Raw genomic sequence first — 15,977 nt, forward strand, 5'->3', positions numbered from 1 at the left:
TAAAGATCAAGTTGGCAGTATGGAAAAGAAAAAACGCGAGGGGTACTTCTAAATGTCTCATCAATCCGGACTGATCGCGGACGACATCGAGAGCTATCTCCGCGAACACGAGAACAAGGATCTCTTGCGTTTCATCACCTGCGGCAGTGTCGATGACGGCAAGTCGACCCTGATCGGACGGCTGCTGCACGACTCCAAGATGATCTACGAAGACCAGCTGGCCGCGATCACCCAGGCCTCGAAAACCAGCGGCACCACCGGCGACAAGGTCGACCTGGCGCTGCTGGTCGACGGCCTGCAGTCGGAGCGAGAGCAGGGCATCACCATCGATGTCGCCTACCGTTTCTTCTCCACCGACAAGCGCAAGTTCATCATCGCCGACACGCCGGGCCACGAGCAGTACACCCGCAACATGGCGACCGGCGCTTCGACCGCCAGCCTGGCGATCATCCTGATCGACGCGCGCCATGGCATTCAGACGCAGACCCGCCGCCACAGCTATATCTGTTCACTGTTGGGTATTCGCCATCTCGTGATCGCCGTCAACAAGATGGATCTCGTCGACTACTCGCAAGCGCGCTTCGACGAGATCGTCGATGAGTACAAGGCCTTCTCCAAGGAGCTCAACGACGCCGATCTCCATTTTGTGCCAATCTCCGCGCTGGAGGGCGACAACGTCGTCAACCCGAGCGAGAAAATGCCGTGGTATCAGGAAGGGCCGTTATTACGTCTGCTGGAGAACGTAGACGTCAAACACGACAGCAACCTGAGCGATCTGCGCTTCCCGGTGCAGTACGTCAATCGCCCGAATCTCAACTTTCGCGGCTATTGCGGTACCTTGGCCGCTGGCGTGCTGAAGCCGGGCGATGCCATCAAGGTGTTGGGTTCCGGAAAGCGTTCCACCGTCGACAAAATCGTGACATACGATGGCGACCTTGAGGCTGCCTATCCCGGTCAGGCGATCACCGTTACGCTGAAAGACGAGATCGACATCTCGCGGGGCGACATGATCGTCGCCGCGGATAGCGAACTGGAGTCGACCACGGCTTTCACCGCGGATGTCGTCTGGATGTACGACACGCCGATGGAAGTGGGCCGTGAATACGAGCTCAAGGCTGGTACCAATGTCGTCAGCGGACGCGTCGCTCGCATCATCCATCAGACCGACGTCAATACGCTCGAGCGGCGCCCCGCTGACAACCTGCCGCTCAACGGTATCGCGCGTTGCCAGATCGAGATCAAGCAACCGCTCGGGCTGGACCCCTACGTTCGCTCCCCGCACTCCGGCAACTTCATCGTTGTCGACCGCATGAGTAACGTCACGGTGGGCGCTGGCATGGTGGTCGACACGCTAAGTGCCAGTAATATCGTCTGGCACGATATGGCCGTGACCAAGCGGCGGCGTGCCGAGCGAAATCATCAGAAACCCTGCATCATCTGGTTCACGGGCCTGTCAGGCGCGGGTAAATCGACTTCCGCGAATGCGTTGGAGCGTCAGCTGTTCGGCATGGGTTACAGCACTTATCTGCTGGATGGGGATAACGTGCGCCACGGCCTGTGCGGAGATCTCGGCTTCTCCGACGATCACCGACAGGAAAACATTCGCCGCGTGGGCGAAGTCGCCAAACTGATGGTCGACGCCGGCATGATCACGCTGGTGTCTTTCATCTCGCCGTTCCAGCGGGACCGCGAGCTGGTTCGCAATATGGTCGAAACCGGTGAGTTCATCGAGGTCTTCGTCAACACCTCGCTGGATGTCTGCGAAGAGCGCGATCCCAAAGGGCTGTACCAGAAGGCCCGGGCCGGACAGATCCAGGACTTCACGGGGATCAGCTCTCCCTATGAAGCACCCGAGCGGGCGGAGATCGAGATCGATGCGGGTGATTTGAGTGTCGAAGAGTCGGTCAAGGTTCTGGTCAGTCATCTCAAACGGCTAGATGTAATTTCATGAAACGAGCCTCCAAACGATGAGAGGTCTCATGTGGCGCGTTTAAGAAGCGCGCCATTTTCGTTGTAGGCAAGGCTAATTCAGCACCATACAATCGGGGGCTCTGAGCTAAGGATTCGGCCAGGCATCGGTACTGATGAAAGTGATGAGCAAGGATGGCTCGACTAGGTGAAAACCCTGGGTTCATTGAGACGCAACGTGCACTCCTCGTACCGATTGGCCGCGTTAATCACGACCCATGCGCAGGCGCTGGGGCGTGAGCCGCTCTTCAGGATTCACGTCAACCGGGTTGAACCGAAAAAATGTCAAACGTCTTGGACGGGGTTTCACGCGGCATCGGCCGTATGGGTAAGTGCTTCAAAGCAGGTGCTTGCATGCAGATCGGCGCTTTGGTCGTCACGCTCGCCGGCTGTGCTTCACAGGGGGGATACCCCGGCAGCGGCGTCGTCGGCACCATGCCAGGGGCAACGCCAGCCGGCCCGCAGATCTCCAGCTTTCTCGATAACGCCACCTCCGGCAGCATCGCTTCCTTCCCGAAAAGCCCCTGGGGCTCCAATGTCTCGGTGATCGTTCAGGATCGCTACTTCGCCGCCAGCGGGCGGCTCTGCACGCATCTCGATGTCGCCCGTGAAGGCACTCCTCAATCTGCGCACCGTGCCCAGGTGGCGTGCCTGGTGCAGGACAAAGGGTGGTACACGCAGCGTCTGGTAACGCAGACGTTGGAAGGTGCCAGCACTCGGTAACAAAAATCCCATGCTTTCGGGCGCAGCCCCGCGTGTATCGTCTTGGGACGCTAGATCGCTCGCGCGAAAGCCGTATGAACACCACAGGAAGTTTTGCATGAAACATGCAGCATCGTTTTTCCGGGCCGGGTGTCTGGTGGCGGTAGCGTGCCTGAACGCCAGCCTCGCCCAAGCCCAGTCTTTCGACTCAGGCAGCGGTATTCTCCCGCAGGATCAACAAGCGCAATCGATGACCACGCAGACTAGCGGTCAGTCGGCGCAGCAAGCAGTCAACGACCAGCCGCGCGCCAATTGGAGCAGCGCGAACTATGGCCCGGCGAATCAGGGCGCGGCCAACGCCAATCAACCGCCGGTCGACCCCAATACGCTGCCGCCTTTCGGTGCGAACCTGTTCAGCGGTGGTTTCCGTGGGGTCATGGCCGATGGCCTGAACCCCGGCTACACCATCAAGCCGGGTGATCAGATCAATCTGCGGGTCTGGGGCGGCACCGAGATGCAGAGCGTGCTGACGGTCGACTCTCAGGGCAATGTCTTCCTGCCCGGCATCGGGCCGCTCAACGTTCAGGGGACTTCCAACAGCGAGCTGAATTCCCGCGTGACAGCTGCGATCAAGTCGGTCTACCCGGAGAACGTGCAGGTCTACACCAACCTGCAGGGAGTGCAGCCCGTGGGCGTTTTCGTGACGGGGTACGTGACCAATCCGGGGCGCTATTCCGGCACGCCGAGCGACTCGCTGCTTTACTTTCTCGACCAGGCTGGCGGCATCGACCAGGCACTGGGTAGCTACCGGCAGATAGCCGTCAAGCGTGGCGGCAAGACGATCGAGACCGTCGATCTCTATGACTTCCTGATCAACGGCAAGATGCCGCAGACGCAGTTCCGTGATGGTGACACCATCGTCGTCGAAGAGCGCGGGCCGGCCGTTGCCGTGGTGGGGGATGTCGAAAAGCCGTTCCGCTATGAGCTGGCGGGTGAAACGCTGACGGGGGCGGATGTCACCGATCTGGCGAGGCTGCGGTCCGGCGTTAATCACGTGTTGCTGCGCGGTGACCGCCCGGATGGCCCGCTGGCGCGCTATCTGACGCTCGACGAGTTCCGCACGGCGAACGTCGAGAAGGGCGATGAGGTGATGTTCAGCGCCGACCAGCGTGCTGAGAGCATTGTCGTGCAGGTAGAAGGCAGCTACTACGGCCCGTCTCGTTACGTGCTCCCGCGCGATGCGCATCTGGGCGAGTTCCTGAACGCCATCAGCGTGCCGAAGAGCATGACCAGCTATCAGGATGTCTCGATTCGCCGTGAGAGCGTAGCGGAGCAGCAAGAGCAGTCGCTGCAGGATAGTCTGCATCGTCTCGAGCAGACTTACCTCGGCTACCCCTCGCGGACGGCGAAAGAAGCAGAGATCCAGGTGCGCCAGGCGGAACTGATTCAGAAGTTCGTGCAGAAGGCTTCCCAGGTCAAACCGACGGGGCGTCTCGTGGTCGCGCGCAATGGCGATATCGCCAACGTTCGCCTGCAAGATGGCGACGTGATCACCATTCCGGAAAGCTCGGATTCCGTTCTGCTGAGCGGGGAAGTCACCATCCCGCAGGCGATGGTCTTCACGCCGGGCATGAGCGCCGAGGACTACATCTATCAGGCCGGCGGGTTCACACCGCGTGCGGATGACGACCAGGTGCTGGTGGTGCACAAGAACGGCGCCGTCATCCATGCGGGTGATACCCAGATTCGCGCGGGTGATGAAATCATGGTCCTGCCGGCTGCGCCGACCAGCAATATCGAGCTGGCCAGCAGCATCACGCAGATTCTCTATCAGGTGGCCGTCGCGACGAAGGTCGCGCTGGATCTCTAAGCCTTTCTTCAAGTAATGCATGAGCGCCCGCGCGACAGCATGTCGGCGGGCGCAGGATCGTTAAATGGCAACCAATACGGAACAGATTCCGGATTCCTCCCGCCACCCCCTGCGAGTCACATGGGACGTCTGGTCGGCAATGTACCTGCGCGAGATGATCGCCAGAACCATGGCGGATCGCATGGCCTGGTTCTGGATGATCTTCGAGCCGATTGCCACCGTAGCGGTGATGATTTTTATACGCGTATACATTAGAGGAGGAAGGAATATCAGTGGTGCGGAATTCATTCCTTGGATGATTGTTGGGTTGATGGGTTTTTATCTCTTTAGAGAGGCTATGATACGACCTATGGGGGCAGTCGAAGCCAATAGAGGATTATTCACCTATCGACAAATCCTACCGATTGACCCGGTACTGATCCGGTGCTTCGTTGAAGGAATGATTCGCAGCTTTATTTTGCTTTTATTTATAATTGTTGGTTCACTGCTAAAGATAGATCTTATGCCAGATCATGCTTTAGGTGTGATGATGGACTGGTTGTCATTGTGGATGTTAGGTATTGGGTTGGGAGTTTTGCTATCTGTTGCTTCAGGCCTGGTGTCAGAAGTCGGGCGTGTTGTTAGGATTTTAACAATGCCGCTTCTTTTAATCTCTGGGATCATCTTTCCAGTTACGTACGTTCCTGCGCAGTATCAGCAGTATCTCTTGTGGAACCCAATTGTACATGGTGTCGAAAGCATGCGTCTCAGCTTCTTCGACAGTTATCATACGATTCCTGGTATCGACATGACTTACCTATGGTTCTGGGCTCTTGCCTCTCTTACTCTAGGACTAGTAATGCACGTTCGTTTCGCTCCGCGCCTAAAAGCAAGGTGAATCGATGATCGAAATCCATAACCTCTATAAGCGTTATCACGGTCCTCATGGCGGCGGCTGGGTGTTAAAGGATATCAACCTAACTATACCCGATGGAATTAGCGTTGGGGTTGTTGGTCGTAATGGCGCTGGAAAGTCGACGCTGTTACGCCTGATTGGGGGGATGGATGCACCAGATCGTGGCAAAGTAATCCGGAAGGGGCGCGTCTCCTGGCCGATTGGCCTGGCTGGTGGGTTCAAAGGCTCTATGACTGGGCGGCAGAATGTCAAGTTTGTCGCCCGTGTGCATGGTATCAAGAAAAGCCTTACCAAGTTAATTCAGGAGGTCCAAGACTTTGCCGAGATCGGCGAGGCCTTTGACGATCCCGTCAATACATATTCTTCGGGCATGAGATCGCGTCTGGCATTTGGGCTTTCACTAGCATTTGACTTTGATATCTATATTTCGGACGAAGCGACCGCCGTCGGCGACCGGGCGTTCAAAGCCAAGGCCCGAGAGGCTTTCCAAAAAAGAATTGGCCGTGCAAGCCTTATAATGGTTTCTCACGGAGAAGCTAGCCTGCGACAAATGTGTGAGGCTGGTATTCTTATCAATGAAGGCAAGGCGTTTTGGTACGATAAGATCGAAGATGCCATCGAGGCTTACCATAGGCAAAGTGGATTGATTACGGATGTTGCAGATGAAGATGATGAGTCTGAGGATGAGGGCGTCCTCCTTGCTGAGGGTGCTAGTTTTGAAGATGCAGTGAAGTCATTAAAAAAACAAATGACTAAAATACAAAAGCAAAAAATAATCGCCGAATATCGTCAAAGCATTGCTTCAGAAGAAGATGAAATTGAACGTATTAAAGCTGAAAGGCATTCTTTGAATCGGTTGCATAGAGCTGTGAAAAAAAAGCTGCAAAATTTAAAAGCGATTGAGAAAAACATTTCTGCCTAAAACCTTTCCAAGGTCGAATTTTAATTTTATTAAGTGAATTTAATGAGCCAAGCAATACGAGTCCGCGCGTTAAAAAATGTGCATTGGATTATTTGCATATTCTGTATATTGGTTGTGAGCTCCTATTGGGCTTTTTGGGCTAGCAATCGCTACGTCTCGCACGCCCACGTGGTGCTGGAAAGTCCTCAGCTCGCCTCCCCGGAACTGAGCTTCAGCAGCCTGCTTTCCGGCGGTGGAGGGGCCAACAACGCGGACATGCTCCTGCTCAGGGATTATCTGCGTTCGGTGGACATGCTGCAGTACCTGGTGGAGAACGCCAATTTTCGTGAACACTATGCGCACGGTGGCGGTGACTTCTTCACACGGCTCAGCGATGAAGACGCACCGCTGGAAGAACTGCACGATTATTATCTTAAGCGCGTCTCGGTGGAACTGGACGAATATGCGGGCGTACTGCGTATCGATGTCGAGGCATTCAATCCGAAAGAAGCGCATCTGATCGCCAACCTGCTGCTCGAGCGTGGCGAGCAGCACATGAACGATATGGGCCGGCGCTTGGCGGAAGAGCAGGTAAAATTCCTGCGGCAGCAGGTCGACCAGCTTCAAGCCTCCTTCGAGCAGACCCGTCAGGCTTTGGTCGACTACCAGAATGAGAACGGGCTGGTTTCACCAACCGGGACGGTCGAAAGCCTGAGTGGCGTCGTTTCGACGCTGGAGGGCCAATTGGCGAGCTACAAGGCGCAGAAGACAGCGTTGAGCAGTTTCCAGAGTGCCAGCTCCCCGGAGATTGTACGTATCAACAGTCAGATTGCCGCCCTGGAGGATCAGATCGAGAAAGAAAAACAGCGACTGGCGGCCCAATCTGGCAATGCGCTGAACTCGCTCTCTTCCGAGTACCAACGCCTCCAACTGAAAGCAAAATTCGCGGAAGAGAGCTACGCCGGGGCGCTATCTGCGCTGCAAAGCACCCAGGTCGAGGCGGCGCGTAAGCTCAAACAGCTCTCTACGCTCCAATCCCCTACGATGCCGCAATATCCGGAGCAGCCAGAAAGATTGTATAATGTAATAGTTTTTTCAGTAATTTCGTTGTTTATAACATTAATAGTTAATATGCTTATTTTGATTGTAAAAGATCATCGCGACTAGGGGCGTGCTTTCTGATTAAGTAAGCACAGGATTGTTAGATTTTCTAAAGGAATTGTTATGAAGGTCTTGGTATGGAATTCGCTTTGGCAATCCCAAAACGACCCTTTTTTCTTTAAAAACTGCTTTGTTAAGCATCTCCATCCCCAAGCTCAGATGCTGTCTGCATGCGGCTTTGATGTGGACGTCGCAGTTCCTGCTTGGTTCATGCAGGGGCTGCAAAGGGAAGAATCTATCAATTATATTGAAGTTGAGTACGGCGAAGCTCTTGAAGTCGTAAATGGGCTTGTTGATCCTCACGAAGAGTTTTATCGTGGTGCTCAGAAATATATAAACAATGTCGCGGAGTTTCTCACTGCCAAGCTCAGTGGAGAGTACGATGTTATACTTCTCTGGGAAAACCCTGTCCCTTATTTAGAGCTCCTCTATCCTAATGCCGTAATTGTACATCAAATGCCAGGGTTTTTTAGTAGGCCTCCATACCCTCATACCGTAGCCTTTGATGTCAAGGGGCTGTATAAAAATTCAAGTCTTGCGTCAAATTTTAATTATTTAACTGAGTTAGAGATCACCGATACTGACCTTGAAATAGTCAGGAAGTTCAAAAATCAAGTACGACAAGCAATTAACGAAATCCAACCTTTTGATCTTGTGAGCTTAGGAACAAATAATAGTGAGACCCTTACACTATTGCCGTTGCAAACTTCTGCGCACTATGCATTTGCAGTTGATTCTAAGTGGAAAAGTCAACAGGAGTTAATGCTTTCATTTGCGGCTCAATGTGAGCCCAAAGAAGGGGTAGTCGTCACTCAGTATATTTCCCCCCATGCTTCAGAACAGCCCTTGAATCAGAATACGTACTCACTAATAAAAAAGAATTGGCCAAATCTGATTTATGATAAAAAGTTCGATGAAATAGGAAGTTCATCTCAATACCTTCTTCCTCTAATTGATTCGGTGGCGGGGTTTTCATCATCTCTACTTATACAAGCATTGGCCTGGGATAAGAAAATTTATCCGCTCGAAGGGAGCTACCTGTCAGAGGTGGCAAAATATCTGAATAATGGAGATGGAAATTCTGATAGATTTTTGGCTATCTTGCTTAAATATCTCCAGCCACTTGCTTCAAAGGTTACAACGGATGACGCATTCCTGAGAAACCTTCTTGAAAAGTTGGTCGAGGCGAAGGCCTCAGCCGGAACACAAGAAAAATCATATATTAATTTCTCCGATGTTTGTGCTGGTTATGATGAAGAATTGCTTGAGTCATTCCGGCCTCATGCAGTATCTAAAACACTGTTGAACAGTAATCCGATCAAAGCGGCCGAAGCTAATGACTTTAATAAATTTAGAAGAGCTGTTGCTAAGAATACCGTTGACATAGTTTCATTTGATGTCTTCGATACGCTCGTGTGTCGCGGTACGGAAACTCCTGCCGATGTGTATAATTTTCTCGAAAGCTTATTGATCAAAAAAATCGGCTGGAAATTCGAGGGTTTTTATAAAGTTCGAATTTCAAGTGAATTAAAGGCCCGAGCCGCCAATCCCCAAGGGGAAATTTCTCTAGATGATATCTATGCTTATGTGGGAGAGCACTACTCATTAGACGCGAATACGCTTAGCGAGATAGCCGAGTACGAAATAGAGCTTGAGCTGCAGTTAATAAGAGCTCGTCCTTTTGGCAAAAAGCTTTGGAACATCGCTCGAGAGTCCGCGAAGAATATAATTTTCGTATCGGATATGTACCATTCGCATGAGTTTGTGTCTAAGGTCTTGACGCGCTGTGGCTATTTGTTTGATGAAGATGAGTTGTTTGTTTCATCAAATTATAACAAAAGAAAGAAGACTGGTGAGCTTTTTGATGAGATTAACTCCCAGGGTCATCCGCTGAAGCGTATGTTGCATGTTGGTGATAATAAAGCGGCAGACCATGATATTCCTAAGAGTAAAGGATGCGACGTATTTCGTATTCCTAGGTCAATCGACCGTATGCGACGGAATCCGTATTATAAAAAACTTTTTAATCCAAGAGTTGGCTCTGGCGAAAAAGCTCGTAGTGCAGTCGCCGGCATGTTGTCTTATGGCTTGTTCGATCAGAGCTCTGGGAAATATGAAGAGCGCACTTTGTTTATGAAAAGTGCCTACAGGCTTGGATATGCTGCGCTTGGCCCCTTACTATTTGGCTATGCAACTTGGTTAAAACGTAAGGCAGAGTCTGATGGAATTGACACGCTTTACTTCCTCGCGCGGGAAGGTAAGGTGATCAAAAGTGTGTTTGATCTCATTAACGAGAATGTTGGTGAGGTGAAAATAAAGACTCTTTATCTTTACTGTTCCCGTCGTGCTGTTCGTGTTGCGGCAATAAAATCCATTGATGACGTGATCAGTATAGCAGCACAGCCATTTAGTGCTGGTGTTGCTTTGTCTAAACTAATCAAAGATAGATTCGGTTATTTTTTAACTAAAGCAGATCTGGAAAATACAAATGTGGGATTTTTCTCTCACAAACAGCTTGACTATACATTAAACACTGAGGATGAAACTAAAGTTTCCTTTGTTGCTCTATGCAGGGAACTGGCTGACAAAATAATTCAGTCTGCAAGAGTAGAAAGAGCTCATTACTTAGAGTACCTGTCCTCAGTAGGTTTTGCAGATCAGCAAAATCCGGCAGTTGTTGACGTTGGCTGGAAAGCAAACATGCAGGGCGCTTTGTCTAAATTAATAGACAAGCCTGTTTGTGGCTACTATTTTGCTACTCTTCAAGGTGCGGAGAGGTGGGAGCTTAGTGGCAACAAGCTCTCGAGTTATGGAGCCACATATGCAGGAGGAGAAACGACCTGTCCTATTGTAAACAATCGCCATTTGACAGAGTTTTTATTGTGTTGCTCTGATCGAAGTCTTGAGTCCATTTCTTATAAAAAAGATGGCCTTGATCCGGTTTTTAAAGATGATGGAGATTCAGAGAGTAGGCGCAAGTTTATCGATGTTTTGCACTACGGTGCTGTCGCTTATACAACTAATATTGTTGATTTTTACGGCAGCGCGCTTGAGTTCGTTCAAGTAAATAAAGAGTTAGCGTCTGAAGTGATTAGTCATTATTTCAGCTCGCCCACTGTTCATGACGCTGAAATTATTAGTCAATTAGAATTCGAAGATAGCTTTGGTGGTGTTGTAGGAAAGAAAATTGTTTCGCTCGACGGTCCGGAATCCGTTTGGCAGCAAGGTAAGAAGGTTCTCAACGCTGGTTTAGCTAATTCGAGTGAAAACGCAAATACACAACCTAGGGGCGGAGCTAAAACAGAAGGGGACTCTAAGGTCTCACAGCAGAGCGCGCCTGAAGTTAAGCGACGAGAAAGATTGTTAAAACTAGAAAGCTTTATTGTTCGTAAAACCTCTACGGATAAGCAGTACAATAAATACCTCCGTGACCCAGAGCTTTATTTCTCCGATAGCGCTTTGGCATTATTCCGTTGGTGGGCGCCAAAGCGCGAAAAATACACGACCTAGCTTTCTGAAAATTCAATAGCTAAAACTTACAAATTCTTTGGTGAAAACTATGTTAGATTTTGCTTTTGTTAATATTAAGAATACCCCTAATACAGGGGATCAGGTTTGCACTCCCTATCTTTATTTTGACTTTCCCAATGCGGAACATTTCCATGTCGACGACAAAGTCCCGGACTGTAAAGTTGCCGTTTATGGTGGCGGTGCTATAGAGCCATATTTAAGGGTCCATCGTATTCATGATTCCGTAAACGCAAAGAAGAAAGTTTCTTGGGCTATTGGCACCTCTCGAAGTGGAACTAAAGACCATGGCGAGCTGGTGAACGACCTTGATATATGCAGCGTGAGAGAACTCAACCGAGAAGGTGGGGATTACGTACCCTGTGTAAGCTGTATGTCACCATTGTTTGATCAGAAGTATGAGGTTGACCAAGAGGTTGTGTTCTATAAGCATGCGAAAAAGACTAAAGATGGAACTTTAGAAGGGCTTCCTCAAATGAGTAATAGAGCTCCATTTGACGAAGTAATAGAATTCCTTGGTAGGTCACAGACAGTCGTCACGAATTCTTTCCATGGCGTTTATTGGGCTACGTTGCTTGGTAAGAAGGTCGTCTGCATACCATTTTCATCTAAATTTTATGGATTTAAGTATCCGCCCGCATATGCTAAGTGGGAAACATGGGAGAGGCAGGTCCAAAAAGCTGTATCCCATACTGAAGCGTTAGAGGACTGCAGGACAATTAATGCCGCGTTTTACGACAGAGTTATTGCGTTACATAATACAGTCGGGTGAAGGCGAGTTTGAGTCCTGTTGTGACTATGGACGCTAGTTAGATCCAGTTTATCAAGCGCTAGATTTTTTGCATATTAGTACTTCTCTTTGATTTTATATTTATTGAAAGAGGTTTTTTGGTAGGTATAAGGGAAAGTTTTTAGACTGTGATGTCTGGCGTATCGTTACTGTAAATGGTGTTGCCTTGTAATTGTTTCCGGAAGTCGTTTTTGTTTCTTGGGGTTATATCGTTTTGGCTAAGATATTTATCCATCCTGGCGCTCACAAAACTGCTACGACTGCTGTTCAGTCTGTTCTAAATCGCAGTTACAACGAGGGGGTACGTATTGTTACTCCTAAGGATTATAGATTTTCTCAATTTGATCGCGTATGGCGTGGTTTGGACTCTGGCGATTTGTTGAAGTTGTTTAAGGAGGAGTTTGTTTCAGCGGATGTATGTTGGGTATCTGAAGAAAGGTTGCTTGGTGAGCCACTCATGGCTGGTGACTTTTACCCAAAGAGAATTGAGCTTGCACGCCTTATAGAATGCTTGGTTGAGGAGGGGCACGAAGTTAAAGTTCTTCTTACCGTTAGAAATATGTTTGATTTTCTTAGGTCATGGTATCTTCAGGTGGTGTTTTCGGGTGCATCTTCGCTCAGCTTTATTGAATATCTTGAATCAAGAAAGGCAACAACACCTCAATGGGCAGAAATTTGCTCTTCGATATCGCAGGTGTGTACTCTTAAAGTCGTTGCTTATGAATCGTTGTTAGTGAGTCCGGAAAAGTTTGCTGATGATCTGAATGATTTTTTTGAGTCAAACGTTTTTTCAAGTGATAGTTTTGATAAAATTGAAAATCCTTCCATAGATTCAGAAGCATACGCTGTCATGCTTTCAGCGAAAGGACTCCCCAAACGAACAAAAGCAAAACTTGGAACTATGGTTAAGAAAGGCTTTAAGCATGGAGAACCTCCAGTGGTTTGCGGAGAATTTATTGAAGATGTTCTTAGGAAATATTTTTCTAGTGACAATGTTCTCTTTTTTGAAGAGTATCTTAATGACTTGACTATAAGTGATTACTGGAGTTGAAGTGTTGACTATTCTCTCATGATGTGGCATTGCGTTAACTGTGTTCTCTTGAGCAATGCTAAATCCCATGCTTTGACTGTGTTGAAGTTAAAATAAATGGAAGATGTTGTGGGTGAGATGAGTGTGTCAAACATGAATGAAGCAACAAGTATAAATTTACTTAAGTTAGCGCACGGCGTTTTCGAAGACCAATCCCGCGCATTGAGCGATATCGGTCGCTCTCTCAACGGTGAGTTCTTAGAAGCCGTTGAGCTGATCTACGCTTGCACGGGTAAGGTGATCGTCTCGGGTATGGGAAAGTCGGGCATCATCGGCCGTAAAATTGCCGCGACACTGGCTTCGACCGGTACGCCGAGTTTCTTCGTTCATCCTGGAGAGGCCTATCACGGTGACCTGGGAATGATTGGCAGCAACGATCTCGTGATCTTGATCTCATATAGTGGTGAGACCGATGAGGTGGTCAAACTATTACCCTATCTTCGCCACATAGAGGCTCATAGCGTCGCTATGACGGGTAATGCCAGTTCGACGTTGGGCACCAGTGCTGATGTCCATCTCAATGTTGCTGTTGAGCGGGAAGCCTGTCCCAACAATCTTGCTCCCACGACGTCGACTACAGCAACCCTAGTAATGGGGGATGCGTTAGCGGTGGCGTTGATGAATCGACGCGCGTTCATGCCAGTCGATTTCGCTCGCTTCCATCCCGGTGGATCACTCGGCCGCAAGCTGCTGACCAAGGCTAGGGAAGTGATGCACCAAGTACCTTCTTTATCATGCACGGCATCATTCGCTGAGGTAGTGCATGAAATCAGCGGAGGCAAGCAGGGTATCGTTTGCGTTATCAATGATGCCGGGGAGATGATCGGCGTGGTCACCGATGGCGATCTGCGTCGTGCAATAGAGAAACAAGGCCAGACCGAGCATCTGACCGCCAATGACATCATGGGGAGAATGCCGGTCACGATCTCTCCCGACGCCAATCTATACGACTGCGAACAGTTGATGCGGGAACGAAAGCTGACATCGCTGATTGTCGCTGAAGGGCAAGAGCCGCTTGGCGTAGTGAAAAGCTTCGACGCATAGATCGATCTTGGTTCGAGCCGGCGATGGCGCAATTTTTCTTTATAGGAATCTCCAGTGAGTAATATTTTCGACATGAAAGGGTTGAACAACCATTCACCCTTCACCCTGTTCGGCGGCATCAACGTTCTCGAATCCCGCGATATGGCGCTGAAGGCCTGTGAGCATTACGTCGAGGTCACCAACAAGCTCTCCATCCCCTATGTGTTCAAGGCGAGCTTCGACAAGGCCAATCGCTCTTCTATTCATTCCTATCGTGGTCCAGGGATGGAGGAAGGGCTGAAGATATTTGAAGCCATCAAGTCCGAATTCGGCGTTCCCGTCATTACCGATGTCCACGAAACGTGGCAGGCCGCGCCAGTGGCGGAAGTGGCGGATATCATCCAGTTGCCCGCCTTCCTGGCGCGACAGACGGATCTGGTCGTTGCCATGGCCAAGACCGGCAAGCCGATCAATATCAAGAAGCCGCAGTTCCTGAGCCCGGCACAAATGCTGAACATCGTCGAGAAGTTCAACGAGGCGGGCAACTCGCAGTTGATGCTGTGCGACCGGGGGACTTGTTTCGGTTACGACAACCTCGTGGTCGATATGCTGGGCTTTGGTGTCATGAAAAAGGTTTCCGGCGATTTGCCGATCATCTTCGACGTGACCCACGCGCTGCAGCAGCGCGATCCGGGCGGTGCCGCGTCGGGTGGCCGACGGCAGCAGGTCGTCGAGCTGGCTAGCGCTGGCATGGCGACAGGGTTGGCCGGCCTATTCCTGGAAGCGCACCCCGATCCCGATAACGCCAAGTGTGATGGCCCGAGCGCGCTGCCGCTGCATCTGCTCGAGCCGTTCCTGACTCACATTAAAGCGATCGATGATACGGTTAAAAGCCTGCCATCTATTCAAATCAACTAACCAATTCGATACTAACTTCTGCACTGTGACACCGGAACCGAGGCCAGTATGAAACGCGTATTCCAATATCCAGTCTGGCTTGGCGAACTCTTCACCGGCGCCAAATCCTTTAAGGCCAATCCCTTGATTGGCAGTGAACGATTGAACCGCTATGGCCTTCATGCCGCACGGGTTTGGTCGGCGTACTGGATCTCGCGGTTTCGCATGGCGTTGTTCGCACCGGGCGTGCCGAAAGCGGATCGGGCGTCTTTTCAGCGTAACGGTTACGTGCAGAAAGACGGTTATCTGCCCGAGGCGCGGTTCCAGGCATTGGTGAAAGCCGCGCGCGAGTACGAGGGCGAGATTCGCCAGTGCTGGCAGGGCGATACGCTGACGCACCGGATCTTGTTGGCGCCGGAGGTATTGAGTCAGATTCCCGAAGTGCAGGCGGTGTTGGAAGACCCTGCATTGAAGCGCCTGTTTCGTTATTGCGCAGGGCACGCACGTCTGCCGATCTGTCATATCGAGAACGTGCATAACGGCGGCCGCGCCGATGGCGACAAGACCGATCCGCAGAAGCACCTTCACGTCGATACGTTCCAGCCGACGATGAAGTTCTGGCTCTATCTGGAAGACGTGACGGCGCGCAATGGTCCGTTCGTGTTCGTCCCTGGCTCCAACCGCCCGCATCGGGAGCGCCTGAAGTGGGAGTACGAGATGAGCCTGAAGGCAAAGGCGCACGCCAACCGGTACACCGCGCGAGGTTCTTTCCGCGTCAGTGAAGAAGAGGCGCAGCGGTTGGGGCATTCCGGTATTCAAGCGTTCGAGGTCAAGGCGAACACGCTGCTGATCGCCAATACGTTCGGGGTGCACGCTCGCGGCCATGCGGAGCCGGGGAGTTCGCGTCTGGCGCTATGGGGTATGGCACGAACCAATCCGTTCTCGCCTTTGCCGGGCCTCGGTTTCGGCTATTTCAATCGGTTGCAGTATCGCGTCTTTCAGCGCATGCGGATTCGGGAAGACGAGCGTGCTGCCAAGCGGAATTCTCAGGCCTCCTGGCATGTGATTGATCAAAAACGCATTTAAGTGTGGCTGGCGCGCAGGCGCTGGCTAATCTTTAGAGCCTTCCACGACCGGGTTTGGATCCCGGCA

The 15,977-nt window shown here is 50.9% G+C and carries 12 protein-coding genes; all 12 read left to right on the forward strand.

Annotation, left to right across the window (positions count from 1 at the left end; translation table 11 throughout):
- Window positions 1–52: 52 nt before the first annotated feature.
- Window positions 53–1,951, forward strand: coding sequence for a sulfate adenylyltransferase subunit CysN (gene cysN / locus IE125_RS00065; RefSeq protein WP_189442564.1), 1,899 nt, complete (start codon window positions 53–55; stop codon window positions 1,949–1,951).
- A 371-nt stretch (window positions 1,952–2,322) separates the two neighbouring features.
- Window positions 2,323–2,691: an RT0821/Lpp0805 family surface protein gene (locus tag IE125_RS00070; RefSeq protein ID WP_189442565.1), complete on the forward strand. Its 369-nt coding sequence runs from the start codon at window positions 2,323–2,325 to the stop codon at window positions 2,689–2,691.
- Between the two features lie 97 nt (window positions 2,692–2,788).
- On the forward strand, window positions 2,789–4,540 hold the full coding sequence (locus IE125_RS00075; RefSeq protein WP_189442566.1) for a polysaccharide biosynthesis/export family protein: 1,752 nt from the start codon (window positions 2,789–2,791) through the stop codon (window positions 4,538–4,540).
- Window positions 4,541–4,604: 64 nt separating this feature from the next.
- Window positions 4,605–5,417 (forward strand): ABC transporter permease, encoded by an 813-nt coding sequence (locus tag IE125_RS00080; RefSeq protein WP_189442567.1) that lies wholly within the window; start codon window positions 4,605–4,607, stop codon window positions 5,415–5,417.
- Window positions 5,418–5,421: 4 nt separating this feature from the next.
- Window positions 5,422–6,357, forward strand: a complete 936-nt coding sequence (locus tag IE125_RS00085; protein WP_189442568.1) for an ABC transporter ATP-binding protein — start codon at window positions 5,422–5,424, stop codon at window positions 6,355–6,357.
- 42 nt (window positions 6,358–6,399) lie between these two features.
- Complete coding sequence (locus tag IE125_RS00090) at window positions 6,400–7,503, forward strand: KpsE/RkpR family capsule polysaccharide export protein (RefSeq protein WP_189442569.1); 1,104 nt, start codon at window positions 6,400–6,402, stop codon at window positions 7,501–7,503.
- 57 nt (window positions 7,504–7,560) lie between these two features.
- Window positions 7,561–11,007 carry an HAD family hydrolase gene (locus tag IE125_RS00095; RefSeq protein WP_189442570.1) on the forward strand — a complete coding sequence of 1,149 codons (3,447 nt, stop codon included), beginning with the start codon at window positions 7,561–7,563 and terminating at the stop codon, window positions 11,005–11,007.
- A 49-nt stretch (window positions 11,008–11,056) separates the two neighbouring features.
- A complete protein-coding gene (locus IE125_RS00100; RefSeq protein ID WP_189442571.1) occupies window positions 11,057–11,797 on the forward strand; it encodes a glycosyltransferase family protein in 741 nt (246 codons plus the stop codon).
- Window positions 11,798–11,987: 190 nt separating this feature from the next.
- Window positions 11,988–12,866, forward strand: coding sequence for a hypothetical protein (locus IE125_RS00105; protein WP_189442572.1), 879 nt, complete (start codon window positions 11,988–11,990; stop codon window positions 12,864–12,866).
- Window positions 12,867–12,998: 132 nt separating this feature from the next.
- Complete coding sequence (locus IE125_RS00110) at window positions 12,999–13,949, forward strand: KpsF/GutQ family sugar-phosphate isomerase (RefSeq protein ID WP_229808842.1); 951 nt, start codon at window positions 12,999–13,001, stop codon at window positions 13,947–13,949.
- Window positions 13,950–14,021: 72 nt separating this feature from the next.
- The gene (gene kdsA / locus IE125_RS00115) at window positions 14,022–14,846 is read left to right on the forward strand and encodes a 3-deoxy-8-phosphooctulonate synthase (protein WP_189443146.1); all 825 of its coding nucleotides are present in this window, start codon (window positions 14,022–14,024) and stop codon (window positions 14,844–14,846) included.
- Window positions 14,847–14,894: 48 nt separating this feature from the next.
- Window positions 14,895–15,911, forward strand: coding sequence for a phytanoyl-CoA dioxygenase family protein (locus IE125_RS00120; protein WP_189442574.1), 1,017 nt, complete (start codon window positions 14,895–14,897; stop codon window positions 15,909–15,911).
- The last annotated feature ends 66 nt before the right edge of the window (window positions 15,912–15,977 follow it).

Source organism: Salinicola rhizosphaerae (assembly GCF_014652715.1).
GTDB classification, from domain to species: Bacteria; Pseudomonadota; Gammaproteobacteria; order Pseudomonadales; family Halomonadaceae; genus Salinicola; species Salinicola rhizosphaerae.

Coding starts and splice junctions, on each gene's coding strand:
- cysN (WP_189442564.1), top strand. CDS start 53: ATGTCTCATCAATCCGGACTGATCGCGGACGACATCGAGAGCTATCTC.
- IE125_RS00070 (WP_189442565.1), top strand. CDS start 2,323: ATGCAGATCGGCGCTTTGGTCGTCACGCTCGCCGGCTGTGCTTCACAG.
- IE125_RS00075 (WP_189442566.1), top strand. CDS start 2,789: ATGAAACATGCAGCATCGTTTTTCCGGGCCGGGTGTCTGGTGGCGGTA.
- IE125_RS00080 (WP_189442567.1), top strand. CDS start 4,605: ATGGCAACCAATACGGAACAGATTCCGGATTCCTCCCGCCACCCCCTG.
- IE125_RS00085 (WP_189442568.1), top strand. CDS start 5,422: ATGATCGAAATCCATAACCTCTATAAGCGTTATCACGGTCCTCATGGC.
- IE125_RS00090 (WP_189442569.1), top strand. CDS start 6,400: ATGAGCCAAGCAATACGAGTCCGCGCGTTAAAAAATGTGCATTGGATT.
- IE125_RS00095 (WP_189442570.1), top strand. CDS start 7,561: ATGAAGGTCTTGGTATGGAATTCGCTTTGGCAATCCCAAAACGACCCT.
- IE125_RS00100 (WP_189442571.1), top strand. CDS start 11,057: ATGTTAGATTTTGCTTTTGTTAATATTAAGAATACCCCTAATACAGGG.
- IE125_RS00110 (WP_229808842.1), top strand. CDS start 12,999: ATGAATGAAGCAACAAGTATAAATTTACTTAAGTTAGCGCACGGCGTT.
- kdsA (WP_189443146.1), top strand. CDS start 14,022: ATGAAAGGGTTGAACAACCATTCACCCTTCACCCTGTTCGGCGGCATC.
- IE125_RS00120 (WP_189442574.1), top strand. CDS start 14,895: ATGAAACGCGTATTCCAATATCCAGTCTGGCTTGGCGAACTCTTCACC.